This is a genomic window from Mycobacterium sp. DL440 (assembly GCF_011745145.1).
GTDB lineage: Bacteria > Actinomycetota > Actinomycetes > Mycobacteriales > Mycobacteriaceae > Mycobacterium.
On the sequence record NZ_CP050191.1, the window covers coordinates 2,229,691 to 2,248,900 of the forward strand.

13 protein-coding genes are annotated in these 19,210 nt (G+C 62.7%); 7 read left to right on the forward strand and 6 right to left on the reverse strand.

Annotated elements, in window-relative coordinates; genetic code table 11:
* Positions 1–7: 7 nt before the first annotated feature.
* From HBE63_RS10765 to HBE63_RS10790, 6 genes are all read right to left on the reverse strand, one after another.
* Positions 8–5,200 carry a serine protease gene (locus tag HBE63_RS10765; RefSeq protein ID WP_166904737.1) on the reverse strand — a complete coding sequence of 1,731 codons (5,193 nt, stop codon included), beginning with the start codon at positions 5,198–5,200 and terminating at the stop codon, positions 8–10.
* 517 nt (positions 5,201–5,717) lie between these two features.
* Entirely contained in the window at positions 5,718–6,518 is an 801-nt protein-coding gene (locus HBE63_RS10770; RefSeq protein WP_166904738.1) for a TniQ family protein, read from the reverse strand.
* Positions 6,519–6,571: 53 nt separating this feature from the next.
* Positions 6,572–7,381 (reverse strand): hypothetical protein, encoded by an 810-nt coding sequence (locus HBE63_RS10775; RefSeq protein ID WP_166904739.1) that lies wholly within the window; start codon positions 7,379–7,381, stop codon positions 6,572–6,574.
* Positions 7,382–7,485: 104 nt separating this feature from the next.
* The gene (locus tag HBE63_RS10780; protein WP_166904740.1) at positions 7,486–8,505 is read right to left on the reverse strand and encodes an ATP-binding protein; all 1,020 of its coding nucleotides are present in this window, start codon (positions 8,503–8,505) and stop codon (positions 7,486–7,488) included.
* Positions 8,506–8,507: 2 nt separating this feature from the next.
* On the reverse strand, positions 8,508–10,547 hold the full coding sequence (locus HBE63_RS10785) for a hypothetical protein (RefSeq protein WP_166904741.1): 2,040 nt from the start codon (positions 10,545–10,547) through the stop codon (positions 8,508–8,510).
* The gene (locus tag HBE63_RS10790) at positions 10,544–11,320 is read right to left on the reverse strand and encodes a TnsA-like heteromeric transposase endonuclease subunit (protein WP_166904742.1); all 777 of its coding nucleotides are present in this window, start codon (positions 11,318–11,320) and stop codon (positions 10,544–10,546) included. The genes HBE63_RS10785 and HBE63_RS10790 overlap by 4 nt, the downstream gene beginning before the upstream one ends.
* 906 nt (positions 11,321–12,226) lie before the next feature.
* On the opposite strand from HBE63_RS10790, the gene HBE63_RS10795 reads away from it, so the two are divergent.
* The 7 genes from HBE63_RS10795 (at position 12,227) to HBE63_RS10825 (ending at position 18,947) form a co-directional block, all read left to right on the forward strand.
* Positions 12,227–13,015: a sensor domain-containing protein gene (locus HBE63_RS10795; RefSeq protein ID WP_166904743.1), complete on the forward strand. Its 789-nt coding sequence runs from the start codon at positions 12,227–12,229 to the stop codon at positions 13,013–13,015.
* Positions 13,016–13,297: 282 nt separating this feature from the next.
* Positions 13,298–13,585: a hypothetical protein gene (locus HBE63_RS10800; protein ID WP_166904744.1), complete on the forward strand. Its 288-nt coding sequence runs from the start codon at positions 13,298–13,300 to the stop codon at positions 13,583–13,585.
* Complete coding sequence (locus HBE63_RS10805; RefSeq protein WP_166904745.1) at positions 13,585–14,769, forward strand: hypothetical protein; 1,185 nt, start codon at positions 13,585–13,587, stop codon at positions 14,767–14,769. The genes HBE63_RS10800 and HBE63_RS10805 overlap by 1 nt, the downstream gene beginning before the upstream one ends.
* Before the next feature lie 129 nt (positions 14,770–14,898).
* A complete protein-coding gene (locus HBE63_RS10810) occupies positions 14,899–16,083 on the forward strand; it encodes a hypothetical protein (RefSeq protein ID WP_166904746.1) in 1,185 nt (394 codons plus the stop codon).
* A 231-nt stretch (positions 16,084–16,314) separates the two neighbouring features.
* Positions 16,315–16,644: a WXG100 family type VII secretion target gene (locus HBE63_RS10815; protein ID WP_166904747.1), complete on the forward strand. Its 330-nt coding sequence runs from the start codon at positions 16,315–16,317 to the stop codon at positions 16,642–16,644.
* Positions 16,645–17,850, forward strand: coding sequence for a glycoside hydrolase family 19 protein (locus HBE63_RS10820; RefSeq protein WP_166904748.1), 1,206 nt, complete (start codon positions 16,645–16,647; stop codon positions 17,848–17,850). It abuts the gene before it with no gap.
* A gap of 245 nt (positions 17,851–18,095) precedes the next feature.
* A complete protein-coding gene (locus HBE63_RS10825) occupies positions 18,096–18,947 on the forward strand; it encodes a hypothetical protein (protein ID WP_166904749.1) in 852 nt (283 codons plus the stop codon).
* The last annotated feature ends 263 nt before the right edge of the window (positions 18,948–19,210 follow it).

Sequence of the window (19,210 nt, forward strand, 5' to 3'; positions counted from 1 at the left end):
GAACTGGTCAGGGAAACCACTCGCCGATTTCCAGGATCGCTTCGGCGGTGGCCTGGATGGCGGGTTGTCCACCCAGGTAGGCGATTAACGGTGCGAGCGCGCCGAGATCCTTCAGCAGGGAGCTGCGGTGGATCGGCGGTAGATGCCGAAGCAGATCTGCTGTCGGGCGATAGAGATCCTTTTCGGGCAGCTTAAGTAGGTGCGGCACGAGTCCGGGCAGGATAGGTCCGACGATGTGCACGGGGCCGTCGCCGGACAGTGCCTTGTATTGGGGCAGGGCGCCGTGGCAGCTTGCCTCGCGCAGCGCCAGCGGTGCGAGCGTGAAGTGACTGTCAGCGGGTGTGTCAGGCGGGCGGATGAGGGTACTTGCGCGGTCAAGGAATTGTTGTGGAATCCGTTCGGCGATCGCGCCGATCACCGTCCGCACGGTGTTGGGGTCTTTGGCTGGCGGCTGCTCAAGTTGCTGTAGGCATTCTTCGACGTAGCCCATGTGGGCCAAGGCAATTAAGCAGCGCGGCATTAGGGCGCGGGCAAGCTTGTCGTGGTGGCTGATCGTGTCGCGCCCGCTGGTGTGAAGGCGCGTGGCGACGGCCTGGTAGAGGTGTCGCACGGCAGTGTCGTCGAGGCCCGCGATCGCCGCGGCCAACGTTTCGTCAAGAAAATTACCGTTGCCGAACACGGTGAACAGTAGGTCGGTGAGCGTGTCCGGGGGCAGGTGCGGGGCCACTGCGACCAGTAGTCGTCGACGCACGAATGGATCGAGAATGTCGGTGGTTCCGCGCAGGGTGGTGAGCGCCAACTCGACAATGGCGGGGGCCGGTGGGGGCTCGGCGCATGTCAGGAGACGTACGAGTGTGTCGCCGCGGTTTTCAGGCTGGGTGTAATCGGTCAATGCGGCCCAGATGGATTCCATCAGCTCGGCCCGGGCGGATTGGTCGTCGATGTAGGCAAGGCCGGCAGCGGCGACTTCGAGGCGGAATCGGTTCCTGGGGTCAAATTGGCCGTCTGCTAGCCACCGGGCGGCGGCTGGCCTCAGGATGTGCGGATTTTGTGCCCGCCATTGCTCGGGTAGGTTGAGTAGCCGCGGGAAGTCCCAATTCCCATCCCTGAGGATCGAAAGCACCGCCGTGTTGAGGCGGGCATTGCCGGTCGCCGCGGCTGCGGCCGCCAGAGACGTGGCGAGTGTGTCGCTGAGGTAGCGGTTCTGGTCGTGGTGCAGCAACGCCACGGCGTCATCGGTGCAGTCCAGTTCGCAGAGCCGATGCAATATCTGCGCAAGCACTTTCGTATTGTTGGTCGTGGCGGTGGCGCGGTCAGTTTCGACGTTGGCGAGGTTGAGCACTTCCTCAGCGCCCAGTAGCGGCAGCAGTGCAGCGACGAGGTCTGGGTAGTTGGTGGCGATGTCAACTGCAGAGTGCTTGGTGTCGAGCCGCTGTCGGATCAGGGCGGTCCAGGGTTTACGTTTCGGATCGTCGAGGTGTGCTGCGGCGATGCTCAGGGTCCGCAGCTGCTCGACGGTGTCGGCGATGTGCATCTGCAGGCTGAGCAATTCTTGCAGCGCCGCTTCGGGTGCCTGGGGGGCGACGATCTCAGCCGCGGCCAGCCGCACGTAGCCGGTGCTGTTGGCAATGAGTTCGGTTACCACTGAGAAGAACTCGCCGTGAAGCTCGTCGTCCACTTGGTCGAACGCGGCGAGCAACTGTGGTAGCGCGGCCAGCAGACCAAGCCACGAATACTGGACCCGCGACGGTGCTGCGGTAGCCCGCAGGGGGGTTAACAATTCACGGGCCGGAAGTTGATCGGCAAAGTCCATCACGCGACCAAGATCGTTGAAAGCGGAGCAGGTCAGCGCCGTAGCCACCTCCTGCGCAGTGTCGGCGAGATTCAGGTGCCGTCGTCGATCATCGGTTGCTATCGCCAGATGCAGTCGGCCCAGCGCCGAGAGTTTGGCCTCTAGCGGTGCCCATTGGTCGATCTGCTCGGACGGAAGGTCTGACAGCAGTTCTACAGCGACCCGCTCTTCGTCGATCGTCGGTGGCCGCAAGGTGCAATCCTGGATCGCCGCAAGTGCTCTGCCACCCAGTTCACGCTTACGCAGATCGTCGAGACGGCGGGCCAATCTGGTCATGAACTCCACGCCGTTCAAGGCCAGGGAGCTTCCGCGTTTCCACAGGCCGTCGGGATCGTTGATGACCCAACTGGCAAGCTGATCGAGCAGGTGCTCATCTGCTTCCTCGACGAGATAGCAGAGCATGTGGACCGGTTCCCCCCTGCCTGTTCGGGTGGCTTCTTGTATTTCATCGTCGATTGCGGCCAGGATGTCGGCGTGCAGCACATGGCGCTGCGGTGGCGCCAGTAGCCCTGACGTACTGATGAGGCGGATCATCTTGTGCGCGGGCTCGGCGATCAGGTTTGCCTGCCGTTGGGCTTGAGCTGACACAACGTCGCGGCATGCACCGTCGCTGCTGGCTCGGGCGATGCTCAGGAGCACATCGCAGCTGACCTCTGGATCGCCGATGGCACTGGCAGCGTCAGCCGCCTTCAGCAGCAGCGGCGTTCGCTGCGCGGAAGGCCGGATGAGAGCGATCGCTAGTAGTGCGTTGGCGCGGCCGTGCGTATGGGTCATGGTGAGAAGGGTTTCGGTGAGTTCTTGAACTTGAGCATCGGTCAGGATGGGCAGGATTGCGTTGACCGACTCGGCCGAGTTCGGGACCCGGCACGCGCGCGGGAACATGGACAACGCGGTGTGGCTTAGCTGTGCGCGTCGGGTGTTGTCCTGTGTGCCAATTCCCGACAGCACTTGCAGGTGCGCGGTGGTGGGGCCGAGTTCTTCTGCCGTGCTCAGGACTTCGTCGATGCGGTCGGGGTCTAGGCGGGCGACGGCCAGCAGAACTGGGACGCGCTGGACGTTGGTCATGCCTCGGCTGAATGCCAACGCGCGTTGCACGCTCCATATACCGTTGTCGAGCAGCGCCACCACGATGGCGCCGGAGACGTTGGCCGTTAGGCTGTCAATTGAGGACCGCACCAGTGCATAGCGGGTGATCATCGAGAGCAGCCAGCCCGCCATGCGCCCACGGCCAAGCTCGATCTCTGCGTTGAGCTGCTGATCGACTCGATCCCACGCCCGGTCAAGATCGGCCAGAAAACCGTCGTAGGTGTCGGTCAGTTCCAACCAGGCTCGCTGCCAACTCGGTGTCACAAGTGCGTCGAATCGCTCGACGCTCACGAGTTCGGCGTCGAGTTCACTTTTGTTGGCCTTGAGGTCCTCATGTGCTTTGGTCAGGTGCGCGCCGTAGTGGCGCACCGCATAGGGTTGGTCGACTGTCGATGGTGTTGGGCTGGCAACGCGTTGCACAGTGCGGTGGCCGAATTCCAGAAAGAGCTGGTCGCAGTGCGCGCGCTCGGCGGCGAGCATTTTCTCTTCGTTGAAAAAGTGGGCCAATCGGGAGTGGCTGAAAACCCACCCGTGCCTGCGTCCGTCGCCGGTGATGAATCGTGCCGCATCCTCGCTAAGATGCTCGAGTTCGGTGGATGACCATGTGCCCTGGCTGATTTCGGCGACATCCTGGAGGGTGATCGGCCCCAGGGCCCGGGCGCACAATCGAAAGAGATTCATGACACCGACCTCAGCTTGTCGAGCATCGCGTCCGTCTTGGGTCCATTGCCATTTTTGCTCGACCAACCATTGGTTAAACACTTCGGTCAGGCCGGGCTGGAGGCGATGTAAGTTGTCTGCGGTCACCGCGTCCTGGTCGTATTGGGCTCGGTTCCATAGTGTGGTGAGCCATAGCCCGAGCATCAGCGGGTCTCCCTCGCTGAGCCTGGTCAACTCGGCCAGGGCCGCCGAATCGTCGGCAAGACCAGCCAACGACGACCCCATCGAAGTGACAGCTTGGCGTACGCCGCCGGCATCGAGGGGCCCGATGTCCAGCACCGTGGCATCAGGCCAGTTCAACTCCCGAGCCCATGCCCGGCCATCACGACTGCCCGCATGTCGAGCCACCACAATGATCTTCACCCCTGACGCGACGGTGGAGAACTTGAGATCGTGGGGCAGTGTCCAGCCGGCGGCCTCATCGGCACCGTCGATGATGACTACCAATGGGCGGTCCGGCGGGCGCTCATCATGCAGCATGCCAGGAATCTCACCGAACCATGTGGCGGGGTCAACATTGTCGTCGGTGGCTTGATTTGTGATGTGTCGCAGTCGGTTACCGAGGATGGTGGCGGTGGACCGCTTGGTTTCGGTGGCGAACCTGAGACTGACCGGTACCAATACCACATCCGCGGTGTCGCCGAGGACGAGTTGGGCGGCCCAGTGCGCGACAAGCGCGGATTTGCCCGCTCCTGCGGGAGCGGCCAGCACCGCGAATGGGTGGTCCGGATCGTGAAGCCAGCGATCAAGCTTGTCGAGAGCCACGTTACGCCCGCCGAAAGGTGCTGGTCTGGTGGCGGTTCCCAGATATTGGTGGAGGAACTGTTCGACACTGTCGTGCGGGTTGTCGGGTAGACCGGCCAGCCCGGCGGTCAAGACCGCGACAGGGTCGGTTACTCCCGGCCATTCGATGGGCACAAAGCGTGCCAACGTGTCGGTGGGCACCATCGTGGCTACCTTGCTCGGTGCCTGCCCCGGGGCGCCGCGGTGATGGTCACGAATCATTCCTACGACGCCTACGACACCACCGCCGCGCACCAACCACACGGGTGTCCCACTGAAGCCGGGTTGTATCGAAATACCTGTGGTTCTGGGCACTTCAAGCTGAAATGACCTATCGGGAAGCGGCAAACTCAGCCGCGCCCCGTCGGCCCACAAACCATCGCCGCCGCCGACTGGAAACCCGAGAGCGGCCACTTCCCTTCGCGCGGCGTGGGCCGCCGGCAACAGCCGGGCCGGACGAACATCGGAAGGAAACTGACCGGTGAGTCGCAGAATCGCAATGTCGGCCGCTGCTCGCGGCTCCGCGTGCTCCACCGTCGCGGTGGCAACACTGCCCGGCGCACAGGGAAAGGCCAGTGTCAGCGGCGTGCCAGGCAGCGGCGGGTCGGCGTCGATCGGGCGCCCGAGCGCGGCATTGAGGACGTGTGTGCACGTGCAGACCTGATCGTGGGTGACAAAAAACCCAGCGCCACAACTGTCCTGGCGGCCGTTCAGAATCCGCACCACACTGCGTTCGGCTTCAAGACGTTGACTGAACACCGATCGTCACCTTTCCCGTCACCTCGGCGCGTTGCGCCTGTGCCCAGCAGAGGCAGCCCCCCGGGTCTGGCTCACAACATCGCCGGAACCGTGCCGAAGGCGCCCATCGAAATTCGGCCACGGGCCGCGACCAGTACGTCCCGGTCGACGGTCCAGTTCTCGCTCATCGCCCGCGTTGCTGCGGAGCTCATAGTTGGGGCATGAGCGGACGTCGCCCCTGTGCCGTGCTGACATGGGGACTCTCGGTCCGGTCCATCGCACAGTGGCAACCTCGGTCATAGTCGCATCGTGGCAGATAGCCCTGACATCTCGTGTATGTCTACCTCAGCGTCGTACCGGAGTGTCCTACCCGGCCGAAAGCTGGTGGGCAGCCCGTGCGGTCCGGGGGAGTCGTCGCGGCGTCTAGAGCATCGCCGAGTGTCACAGGCTTGCCGAAACGGCGTCGCAGGTCAAGGGCCGCGATGGCGAAGACTTCTCATGGCGACGCTTTTCACCGGCACTAGAGATCGTGTCAAGGTCATCGCGGCATATTGTTCATCCGAGTGCCACTGGTTGATGCCGTGCTCGCGCGACACATTGCGACTTGCTGCTCGTGCCAGCCGAGGAGGATGTCCATGTGCGGGGAATCTGGGCTGATGTGATATCGCCTCGCCATGTCGCCGATGAGGCGCTGGAGCGCGGTGGCTGGGGAGCCCTCCTGGTTGCGACCGGGCAGGTGACGAATCAAAGTCGCAGTGAGGTGGATCTGTTCGACGTAGTCGACGAACGCCGCCTCGATGCAGGATGTGGAGAACTCGGTCGTCGTTGTGGCGATGGAACCGGTGTCGATTCGTTGCCAGCATTGCATGATTCGCACAGCGTCGCGGCGCAGAAACTCGATTTCTGCCTCGAGGTAGCGCCGCTGCAGCTTGCGATGTGTTCGCGCGGCCCCGATGACCGCCGGTTGTGAGCTGACGCTGACCTGGTCACGCGGTTCTCTGACCGGCAGCCCAATCCAGAGGTGGTGGCGCAAACACACCACCCGGTAAAGCCTGGGCATGCAGTACACCGGTTCGAGCACTTTGCGGCGGGCCATGCACAGTCGGCATGAGGCGACCACGTTCGCGTAGTAGCTTTGTCCGTCCAGAAGGCGCAGCCGGGTTTGTAGTGTCTGCTGGTCATAGCCGCTGACTGAGGCCAGGCGCACAGGGTCGATCTGTCTAGCTTGAGGGGTGATCCCCACGAGGGTTCGCAATGTCGACAGTGGAAAGTAGTTGGCGTTGGCGAGTCGCTGTAGGTAGGACGAGCCGATTTCGCCGTCAAACGGCGCCACCGTCACCGGCAGCGGTCGCAGCAGGGATCGTTTCCAGTCGAATCGGTGCATTTCGCCTGTCATGGCGGCGTTTCCACTTCGTCGGGTGGTTGCATATAGGTGGCGTCGAGGGCACGCACATAGGGGTCCCAGGCCCCGGTCGGGCGCAAACCGCTGATGATGCCGGCGATTTGGGTCCGGCCGCGTGCCAGGATTTTCGGGGTGGGCTCGCCGTGGTGGTCGAGGTCGTGGCGCAGTTGCAGCAGCATGGCGGTCAGTTGCACGGTGGTGGGGTAGTGCGCAGCGCAGTCATGCGGCGATCCGGGGCGGGGATCGATGGCATGCAGCTGTGCCGTTCGTGTGGCGACGGCGGGATCGGTGCGGGTGGCTCCCAGCCTGCGCCAGTTCTGCAGTGCGATGATCGCTTCTTCAAACCAGAACTGCACCCGGTGACGTCCCCACTGGGCGATCAGCACGCGGTGGGCGAGGTGGGCGTCGACGATCGCGGGGCACGCGGCGATGCTGAATTGGGAGCTGCCCGTGGTTGCAAGCAGTGGCCCTCCGGTCCAGCGGTAGTGAACCAGGCAGATGACCTGGTCGTGTGTCGTATGCACGTGGATGCGCGCGCCGGGATCGCCACGGGCAGCAGCGCACAATTGGCAGGCATCAGTGGTTTTGGCCGACGCGCTGGGTTTTCCGAGCAGGTAGGGCCATCGGGTGAGATCGTCGGCCGTGCGGGTCTGTGGTAGGGCGCTAACGATGCTGCGACGCGGTCTATCGGTGAGCTTGGCTACCGCTGTCGCACCATCCTCGGCGTTACCGACGAGGGTGGTCAGCGCGTGGGCGGGTAGGTGGTTCTTGGCGGCGAGGCGAGCCAAGAAGCTGGGCAACGTCTCATTGGTAAGTGGGGGCAGCACACAGGGAAGGCGTCGTAGTATCGCCTCCGGTGGGGGCATGAGGCCTGGGAGGTTCGGAGCGTCGTGCTGTGACTTGGTCACGGTGGCGGGGGTTGAGTGGCCTCAGCGGCGAGTCGGCGTGCTTCTTCGTCGACGGCGACTACGTCGAGAAGTTCGGTGGTAATGCGTTCTTCGCCTGAGGTGATGGCCAGGTAGGCGCCGTCGGCGATGAGTTCGCGCAGCGTCCCGATCGACCCTTGGCAGCGGTCCCACAGGTAGTCCGCGTGATCGATTAGATAGCCGCTGTGGTGCCGAGGAAGGGGCAGGTACTGCTCGAATCCACCGGCCAGCTCTGCCCATTCGCGTTGTTGAGCGTTGGTTTTGTGTTCGTAGCGTTGCATGTTGGTGCGCTTGCAGCGTGCACGCCACTGTGCACCGGCTTTCCCGGTAAACAGGGGTGCGGTGTCGAGGTCTGTCCCGGCGTAGATCATCGTGGCGTCGAGGTATTCGGCGAAACTCTTGAGTGAGTCGGCGACCTTGATGTCGGGAATGTGGTCGGTGTTGAGACGCTGGACCTCATCGACGAAAACGAACCGAGTGCCCAGCACGCGCAATAGCGCACAGAGCCGAAACATCGCGCTGTCGTCTCGGAAGCTGCCCTCCGGTAGCCCTAGGAAGTGGGCGATGATGGCCCACAACTTGGCCGGCGTTGTGGCCGCAGTCAGCGATATGTAGAGCAGAGGGAGGTATTGAAGGTCGCCGATACGGTCGTAGCGGCGCCGCATCTCTGCCTCGAGCTTGCGTGCCGCATAGGTGATGGCGGTCGTCTTGCCGACCCACGGGGGGCCCGAGATCTGCAGGCCCGAACGCAATGTGTGTCTTGGCTTCTCGGATGCATGCAGTAGTCGCTCGGCGGAAGCTTCGAGGACCAGGAGGTTTCGGGTCTTCATGACACGTTCCTCGTCGATATAGTTGTATCGGCGGGCGTTATAGGCTTTGCGTTCCGTCGGTGTCAAGTCGGCGATCTCGGCACAGGTGAGATTGGGCTGCAAGGCATCTGGAGTGTTCGTGTAGGCGCAGAATTCGCGCCACTGTTCTTTGGTGGTGGGGGCCGCCATGATTACCATTCCTCGCTGTAGTCGACGGCGCGGATCGGCGTGATGCGGGTCGGCAGTGGCGGCTCATCCTCAACGTCGACAACATGGCGGGCATCGATGGGGGCATGGTCGGGCGGAATCTTGGGGCGCATGACCTGGCGGGTGAGGTTCTTGCGGGCGGCCGCAGCTTCACGGTGACTGAATGCGAGGTCTGCCTCGTCAGGCCCGGCGAACAGGCGCATATGAATGTCGTTGGCCCGCTGGGCGATCTCTTTCTCGGTGGGCCGATTGGCATCGCCGTATCCTTCGAGCATCGTATGGAGAAGTTGCAGGCCGAAGGGGACAACCACCAAATCTGCGTGTTTCCAGCGGCATTCGATCCAGGTTTTCCGCTCATCGTCACGCACCCATATCTGCATGACATTGGTCGGGTCATACCGGACCTCCCAGTAACCGTCTGGCCGCCGGGACCGGGAGCGGGCCAGGCCACGCAGCCGGGCCTCGTCGGGGGAGTCGCGCTGTGGCGTGTAAGTCAGGTGGTGCATGTTGACGCCGTAGCGTTGGATGGTGCGTTTGTCGAAGGCCAGCAGGCCAATCCATTCGTCGCGGTCGAGCGTGCGGATTTGCCCGGGGATGTGGGCGCTGAGCGCGGCATAGAGGTCGTTGGGGGTGACTTCTTTGAGGTGGGGCGCCAACCCCAGGTCGAGTCCAGCGTGGGGGCGGTACTGATAGACCGACAGGATCCATTGGTCGAGCAGGCTTTGCAGCAAAACGATCGGCCATACCGCCTCGATCTTGCTGCTTCGGCCCCGGTTGGCCACCGAATTGCCCGTGTAACCGCGCATCCACTGCACGAAATCTGCCCCGATAGTCTTGATCACTCGTTCCACGATGGGTTTTGCGGTCGGCTCATGCGGTGAGGCAATGCGCTGGTGGATACCTCGCGACTCCATGGCGCCGACAAACGTCGGAACGACGAAGATCCGTCCTCGGTCGACGAAGACACCGCGGATATCGAGGATGGGGCGGGCAGCGGCCAGTTTTCGAAGTTCTTCTTCTGGACTGATCGAACCCCTGGGCAGGTAGTGGCGGGCGATCGACATTGTGTCGAGCCATCCCGGCAGCTGCAGCAGCGGGATCATCGCGCGGTTGACCATCTCGGTAGCCTCAACCGACAAGTGTGCCTTCGGCCGCAAGATGGCCGCGGCTATCGTGCGCGTCGCCACGTCGATGACCACAGCGAGATCGATTCTTGCTGACGTGCCGTCGGCCAACAGAGCCCAGGCGTCCAACGAGGTGGAGTCGATTTGCACTTCCTGTCCGGGATAGACCGCCGTGCACGTGCCCCAGCCACGGTCGGGGCTGGTGGCTACGCTCTGGCGACGAGTGGCCGCACCGAAGCTGCTCTGTCCCCGGTCCAGCTTGCGCAGCTCTTTGTAGGCGGTGCTGCGGCGCAGCGGCGTCAACCCCAGCTGCAGCGTTTCGCGGGCAGCAAGTTCGATGACCTGCGCCCCCGAAGGTGTGGGTTTCCAGGTGAAACCCTTGCGCACCTTGTCCAGGACCGCACGGACCTCGGGATCGATCGTGGAATTGCGGGTGTGGCCGGGCAGGCCACGCTTGTCGGCGCAGCCCAGCACACCATGTTTGAATCCGACGTAGCGGCGCCACATCGTGGCCATCGACACCGTCAACCCTTTGGCGGCCAATTCTTGTCGCTTACGCTCCAATCGCTGCACCACCGTGCCGACCACAGGCGGCGGGTCGAGCACGCCGCGTTGCGCTGGTGTGATCCCGTACGTCAGCTCGTACATCTGGTCGTACCAGAACTCGGCGTCACGTCGTCTCGAGGTGCTCAGCGCGGCAACAAGATGCTGATCCTGCTGACTGCCGGCGGGGTCGTCTGCGGCGGCAAAGGTGTCGTCGGCCAGCAGCACCGCCGCGGCGATTAGCATCATGGTGCCATCGACGGTGTTCTGCAGCCTGACCATCAGACCGTCACACTTGATGACCTCCCAGGTGCCGTCCTGGTATGAAATGATGTCTCCGTCGGTGACCACGTTCACCGCCACACCTCGCTATCGCTACCGAGTGGCCGTGCTAGATCCAGATGCAACTCCTGCTGCCACATCAGGTGATAGAGCCCGCTGAGCACCACAGAGCGGCAGTGATCGGTGCCCCGGCAACAGTCATCGACGAGGCAGTCCAGCAGGACCGGTGGCCGCGCTGGCTGGGGATCGGTGGCGCTCAGCAGAAAGGTGCGCAACGCGGCGGGTGGCGCGAACCGTGGATGCCCGAACCCGTTGAGTACGAGGATGTTGCGCTCAACGACCGGGTCGATTGCCGCGAATACCCCGTAGCCCCATCCCAACTGGGCGCAGACCTGCTGTGTGCGTTCGTGCCGCACTGCGACCTCGGCGTCGATCAATGCTTGCGGGTGCACATCGACCACCAGCGCGGTGCCGTCGCGCAGTCGCGCGAAAAAGTCGGGGGCATGACGTTGCGGCCGCGCCCCTTTTGGCCACAGGATCCAGAACGGATTGGAGGCTACGGCCACGACCTGCCCGCAAAAATCGAGCAGCATCAGCGCGATGAACTCGAACCGCGATTCGCAGCGAACATGGCGCTGCGATCGGGTGAACCAGTAGTTGCCCTCGTGGGCCCGCTTACCGGGGTAGACCGGGAATCGCCGGACTGGACGGTGATCTTCGAACCGAACACTGGACAGCTCGCTGGTGAGGCGGTGATAGGACAGCGCCCGGCTAGTCGCGTCACGGAACAGCAGCTGTGTGTAGCGGGCCGGATTGACGGGGAGCTTGGCAGCTGGCCGGGGCCTCACCGGGACCACCAACCCCAGGTGGGCCGACGAACCGAAATCCAGCGGGCATTGACATCGTGGGCCAGACACGGTGAAATGAACATGATTCCTCCCCAGCGGATGAATCGGGAACAACATCTTCAGATCGAGCCAAAAGCCGGGTGGCCGCCCGGCTTTTTTGCTTTGGCCCGACCAATACCGTAGGCGGGCGTAACGGCGCCCCTTCATTATCCGGGTCCGTGGATGCTGTGGCGGCTCCTTCCCGCTGCCTGGGTGTCGGTCTCATAACTGAAACCGACTCCGTGGCCGCGTTAGCTGCGACTGCTCCTGCCGACCCTCGTAGGAACCCCAAAGATCGAAGTCACAACCTCAGGTCAACTAACAGTTGAGCACAGCGTCTAATCGCAGAACAAGAGGCGCCACAGCACGATGGGCATCTAACTGTCGGTATTCACAGAGGATTTGGCGGCCGCTTTCCCCGCGGCAAGGGCTGGACCACACGGCCGGCGACGAGCACAGTCCCCACCCGGTCCGCTAAGGCGCATCCTGCGGCCAGACACCCTGCACACAGCGAGAAACGTTTGCTGTTCAGGAAAATGACACAATTGGCGAACGTACGAGCTGGTATATGACGAGTGCAGCACGGCCAGTCCACAACGTGCACGCTTGCTGGCAGTTGCTTTTGTCTCGACCAAATACGGTGCAGGCGAACCACAATGGGCTGTCTATTTGATACAGCTCGGTCAACACGTGAACACAGCACGAGGTGTTTGCAGAGTCCCCACATTCGCCCGGCTGCACAGGTCGCACCGGTACGACTGCCAACTCCGCGTCGCCGACGACCGGCACGCGCGCAGTGAACGCGTCCAGTCAGCGTTTCCGGGAACGGTTGCACGCTGGGTCAGACGACGTACGGGATAGTAGGGCGTGGAGGATTCTCGTATCGACGCGACGGGCCGGTGGCGCCATGTCGGGGCTATTGCGATCGTCATATCGCTGTCGGCATGTTCGAGCAGCCTCGACGGGAAGGCTGCCGCACACCGCCCAGGTCCCGAACCCAGCGCTGTCATCCAATCCATGATGAAGGCCCTGCCCGATCCCGCAGAACTGTCGGTGATGGTGGGCGCGACGATGCAGACTGAATTTGACGGACCCGTCGGCGGGATTGACGTGTTGCCGAACGGTATGGGGGACGCGTCGCCCATCGAGTGCCTCGGTGTTTACTCGCCCCGCATGCGTCGCACCTTCCAGGACGCCCCAGTGACTGCGGCCGTGGAGGGCCAGTGGGAAGCCACCTCGGAGTCCGGCGAGCCTGGCGACGCGGACGTCCGGATCACTGCCGGCCTGATCGAACTGGACTCAGCAGGCAGCGCACATTCCTGGTATTCCAAGTTCGCTGCGCAATGGCAGAGTTGCCAAGGCCAAACGGTGACGATGGCCAGTGCCATTGCCGGCTCACACGAGCAGAATGCCGCTGAGATCACCGATGTCGCTGACACTGACGGTCTGCTCCATGCCGCAGTACTGGTCAGCGCGCGGTACACCGCGGATGCCCGAATGCCACTGGTAAAGCAGCGGGCGCTCACCGCGGCGGCCCGTTTCATAGTCGATGTTCAGGTTGTTCGCATCAGCACCGACAGTGCTAATCATGTGGCGGATGACGAGGCGGTCGCGGTGGCCCACTTGATCGCGAATCGGATCGTTTCCACACAGTGATTTGCTACCGCAACATCCATCACGACAACGATGGGTGCGGGTATCGATCCCTACGGCACGTTCCATCCCGGCGACACAGCCGCGACCACACCTGCACGTTGACCGATTGCCGATGCCGCTCGCGCTACAGGGCGGTGGGACAAGCACGTGGTGCGCGTTGGCAGCAAGGCCAAAAATTGCCGCACGGCGCGCTCCAATGAGGGGGTTAGGCTTTTGCGGAAACGTCAGAGGGGAGACGTCGTCGTGGCCGATGATTTGAGGGTTGACCCAAGCGAGTTGCGTATGGCCAGTGACCATCTTGGGGTGGCTGCTGCCGATCACGCCACCGAGACTGCCCGTCATCGCGATGAATTCTCTGACGGAGCGACACGGTGGCGAGGCGGAGCCTCAGTGTCAGCACTGCAAGCTGTAGCCCAACAGTGGGAAGCCCGACACGCTCACCGCCAGCGGCAGGTCAACACCCTTGAACGACACATGTCGGAAGCGGCGCAACGCTACACCGCCACCGATGACGGAGCAGCAGAGTCGATCACCGCGATTCCGGGCATCGGCAACGCGGTCGACCTGTAATGAGTGACCTCACCACTGACGACGTTCGGCACTGGGATGTCTCGGTCATTCGACAGCTGTTCCAAGCAGCGCAAGGGGTGGGAGCCGCAGACCATAAACTCGGCGAGTCGCTGGACCATACCGGCAAGCGCACCAACTGGAACGGCCAGGCCGGCGAGGCGTTCCGCGACGAAATCGGCAAGCAGCGTAAAGACCTCGACCGCGATGGCCACGAGTCGAAAGGGGTGGCGACGGCACTGCAACGCGCCGAGAAAGACGTCGAATACTGCCGCAACAGACTTCTAGATATCGACGACCGCGCCCGCGAATACGGCTGGACGGTCACTTCAGACTGGCGCATCGACGACAGCCAAGACACGCAACGAAAACACGACCCGCAGCTGTTGCAAAACGACCTCAATCAGCTCAAGGCCCGGGCCCACACCGCTGATCAGGAGCTCGCGACCGCCATCCGCGCCGCCGTCGGCGATGTACTGGTCGACGATCAGGGTCACGAGACCGGGACTCCGCCTCCGGGTCAGCCCGCACCAGCCGGCAAGCTCACCCCGGAGCAGCAGGCGCAGGTGGGCCAGTGGTCACAGTATGCCCTCGACCACGGCGGCGGCGATTGCTCACGATGGGCCATCGCGAGCACCTTGGCAAACAAGTTCGGCGTGCGGGAAGGACCCAACGGCACAGAGATCAACCTTCCCGCGGATGTGCAGAACAAGATGATGGGCGGTGTGCCGCTGCACTTTCCGCCGACCAAAGCCGAGATCGACAAGATCGCCACCAAACAGGGCGTCACCCCTGTGCCCGGTGTCGAGAACGACGGTTTGCCTGGCGGGCCTGACTTGATGACCAGCCAGCTCAACGAGTTCGGTTTGAAATCCGAATACCACACTGCTTCCAGTCGCGACCAGATCCCCGGCCTCGTTGACCAAATGACATCAGATCTGCGTGCGGGCCATTCCGCCATCGTCAACGGTGCACCGCAACCCGGAGGCGGACATTTTCTTTCGGTCACCGGAATCACTACAGGTCCCAACGGCGAGACGTTGTATCTAGTCAACGATTCCAACAGGGCATCAGACGGGAGTCTGAGCAGCGGAACGCTTCCGCATCCGTGTACCCGACAACAACTGACGACGTTCCTTGAGAACAGGGCGTCAGCCGGGCCGCCCGGCTACAGCACCGTCGAGTAGCTCTCGGGGGTTATGAGCGCGTCCGATGCACTTCCTCGTCTCGTCTCCGCCTAGCTATCCTGGCTGCTGACTTGCCGAAATCCGCCAACGCCATTGCCACCTAGTGGCATCCACGAGACGGGAAACCAGATGTTTCGAGCCATCGTATGTGCGTCAGCGGTTCTGGTTATCGGCGTCTCGGCGACGGCTTGCGACACAAAAACCATCACCTCCCAGATGCCGTCATCCACCGATGTTTCACCCGGCACTACACCTCCGGACCAGTCAGCTGTCTTCTTTCCCACGACGGTGGATACCTATGGCCTCAATCCGACACAGGTCGACCGCGATCACCTCGCCGAACTACACGCCCTCCGTCAGATCGACCCCTGTGGCTTCGTCGACCAACAAACGCTAGCCGCCAACGGCCATCCAGACTTCAGCTACACCTATACGGCCATCCCGTCGATTGAATCCGGCGGGGACTCGCCGATTGCCCCACTCGGTGGCGACGGGTGCACGATCACCTTTCCGTCTGTAAAAGCCGGTCTTGTGCTTCAGGTGTTGCCGGGGGAGCCGCGATGGAATGACGCACAGTTCAGCCCCGACCCGCAACACCCAGGCGTCACCAAGCAATCCGCTCCCTCATGTACGTTTCGCATCACTCTTCCTCTCGCCAAGCTCGTCGGCGCGCCCAGCTCGATGCGCGACCCCGTGCTCGAAGTAATGCCGGCGAACGTTGCTGACAACACGATGAACTCTGAAGTCGCCTCGGAATGCCAGATCACCGAAGCGCTCACCGGCGCTATCGCCGCACGCGTCGAAAACACAGGTGTCCCGGCGCACGCTGATGGGGACTCGCCAGCCGCGCGGTTTCTGTCCGGCGATCCGTGTACAGCTGCAGCCGACCTACCCGCAGCACGTTTTGTCTGGAAGGAGCCCAACCCCACCGCTCAGTGGCCGACATCATGGCGGCACCCTGGGGTGTGCAATCTCCAATTGACCGAGACCGACGACGGTTCCGCGAGTGCCGTGATCAAATACGGCCTCGTCAACTGGTCCGACGACATTCTCAAGATGCCCTGGGGTGAAGACCCGGCACGCGACGAACAAGACGGCGTCGCATTGTTTGACTTCAGTTCGTACCTGGCGCCCGGCTGTCTCGTTATCGCCAAGGCCCACCTTGATATCGAGCCGGCCCAGATCGGGTCCGGCGCACCCGCTCTGACTCCGTCCACCCCTGTAGTCACCGTGCGAGTGAACGGTCCTGTCGGCGGGAACTGTGCCGACACCGCTAAGCAGGTGGCACTGAACGCTCTCAAACGCGTGACTTAGCAGGCAATGTCGATCAGTGTCGAGGCGAGAGCCCGGCACAGTGGTCCTGCTATCTCCGGTCAGTCACATTGTCCGATTCTGCAGTGTCGGAGTCGTGCTGGCCCCAAAGTAGTCCTCCAGTAGCGATGCACTGGCTGCTGAACACCAAGGCGGCCGCAGGCATAGAAATTGCCGACAAGATGGTGGGCAGGGAGGGCTTACGATGCTAGCTAGCTCGGGGGAGGAGCATCCATGTCAGAGCCACTGCGCGTCGACCCACATGCGCTCGCCGTGTCGGGAAAAGACACGATCGATCACGCCCACGATGCCCATCAGGCACTCAGTGCCCACGACAACGGCATTGCTGAGGCTAGGTCGCGTTGGGTGGGTTCGTCGGCGTCTGCCCTTTCCGAGCTTGCTGAACGCTGGCAAGCCCGTCATGTCGCGCACTTGGAACAGACCCGTTCACTGGGCGAAAACATGGCCACTGCAGCACTTAGCTATGTCGTCACAGACGACGATTCCGGTGAGTCAGTCACCCGCGCGGCGTGTTCCATCTCGCCGGACCAGATGGGTTTGTGAGTGGCCCCGCTGACCGTATCGACGATCTTGAAGTGGGATTCCGCGGCGATCTATGACGTGTTTCGCATCGCCAAGGACCGAGAAAACACCTTCGCCAACTTCGGGGCCAACCTGCAGCGAACCCAAAACACGGTCGCTGATTGGAGCGGCGAGGCAGGCGAAGCATTTCACGACGCGATGGGCCGTCGTCGTGCAGATATCGACGCCGACGGACACGAATCGGCCAAGGTCGCCAAAGCCGTCGCACGTGCCGAACACGACGTTGAAAACGTCCGAAATCGGATGAAGACAGTGGTGAACTACCTACAGCAACGCCATGTCGATGTCGCCGACGAAGGCACCCTGAAAATCCAGCCCGGCTGGGAAAACAATCCAGACGTGAAGAAGACGCTTGCCCAGCAGGCGAAGACGGGCAACGGGTTGACCGTCGCCGAGATCATGGCCGACGCCGACCGGGTCGATGAAGAACTCGCCGCCGCGATGCGCGCCGCGGTGGGCGATGAACAACTCGATGAAAACGGCAGGCCCTTGCCAGACACACAACCGCCGACCGCACCGCCGGTACTTCTCACTGCTGAACAACTCAAGCAGATATACCCGACGCTGTCGGATGCCCAAGCCCAGCACTTCGCTGGTCCACTCAGTGACGCGATGCGGGCCGCAGGAATGACATCACCAGAGGCGCGTGCAGCGTTCCTGGCGACCTTCGCCGTCGAATCAGCAGAGCTGCACTTCGACACAGAACTACGCAGCACCCAGTCCGCAACCGAGATGTATGGGCCCGAATATGCCGGCGTCACCTTCGGCCCAGGTGTGCCCCGCGATCCAGACACCCCGTTGGGATACCAAAACTCGTCGGCAACGCTCGGCAACACGCAGCCCGGCGATGGTGATCGGTTTCGCGGCCGGGGCCCGATCCAGCTCACCGGGCGCAGCAATTATGCTGCGGCAGGTGAAGCGCTCGGCGTCGACCTGGTCAATCATCCCGAGCTGGCGGCGGCTCCCGAGAACGAATTCCGGATCGCGACATGGTTCTGGAACAACCACAGCGCCACACTGCCCGACGGCTCAGTTGTTCCCCTCAACCAGGCCGCAGAGACAGGTAATTTCGCCGCTGTGACACAAACGATCAACGGAGGCGCGACCGGCTATAACGAGCGGTTGCAGTACTTCAATACCGCTGTCACCGTGTTGAGCCGCCCGTGATCACCCAACGTCGGCCCTTGTCCATCCTGACCTCGCCACTGCGCCGGACCGCTGGGGTGATTGTCCTTGTTGCTGCGATGGCCGGTTGCAGGCTACCGCCTGAGACAACCCACCGACCGGTCCTCGCCCCCCCGCAACCGTCCCAGGGCACGGGATCGGGGGTGTTCGCATTCACCACCGCTTCCCAACTGAGCATCGTTAACGGCGCGACAGTCGTGGCCACAGCCACAACGCCAGGTGAACCCATGCATCCGGTGTTCACCGATAGTGCACGGTTCGCCGCGGCCGCCACCAGTGACGGACACATCGTGACCACAGGCCTGGCTTCCGACTCCGCTCGAACAATCCCCGCTGACACGCAACAGGTATTCGCCGACCACGATGACACGATCAGCTGGTGGCAGCGGCCCAACCAGCTGATGTCGCTGGACTTGTCCCAACCATCGGCCGAGCCGGTCAGCACCCGTATCGATCTTCCCGGCGGCACCACCGACAACACCCGCTTGCTCAGCCTGGCCCACGGGGTGGCTGTGTTCGCCCGGCCGGGCCCACCCGGCGGCGGAGAAGAACTGATTCGAATGGACCGCGACCGCACAACGTATACCCTGGCTCCTTCTCCGGAAATCACCAGCCCAATCCAGCTCACCGCCCCCAGCAGTGACGGGCGAAACTTCGCGTACGTAGGGATGGTTCGCGCCGCCTGCCCCAAAGACGGCGTCAACATCGTCGACACCGACACAGGCGCGGTGTCATCGCCGGCCATGCCTTACACCCTGTTCGATAAGGCCACCACACACAGGATCTGGTGGGACTCCGACCAACTTCTGCACATGAGCATGACAACGAAACCTTGCACCACAGATGCCAGCACGCAGACGATGTCCTCGTGGAAACTGGAACAGGAAAAGTGGATCCGCGCCGAACCGGCCGATGCGTTGGTTTCCCGCCAACTCGGACAGGACACCGTTGCGATTGTGACTGCGACACAGTTCAATCCGCCGCATGGGACACTGACGCTCCAGACCGCGACCGACGGCACCCACATCGCCGACGACGTCACCGACCTGGCAGCCCCAATCCTGCCCGACGTGCAATAGCCACGTTGTGGCCCTGTTCGAACCGCGACCGCTTCGTGCGGCATGCCCGCTGAGCAAAGGAACGCTCACATTTGAGTCAGCCGAGTTCGCCTGCAGACCACCCGATTCGACGATGGCCAACATCGTGAATGGCGTTGGGCGCGACGGAGTTCGATTCGGGCCACACCTGTCAAAATCAACTCGCGCCCAATTGGGCGCCCGCTCGTCAACGCGGCTCACCCCGTCATGCAGCTCCGCCGAATGCTGTACCGCCCAACATTCTG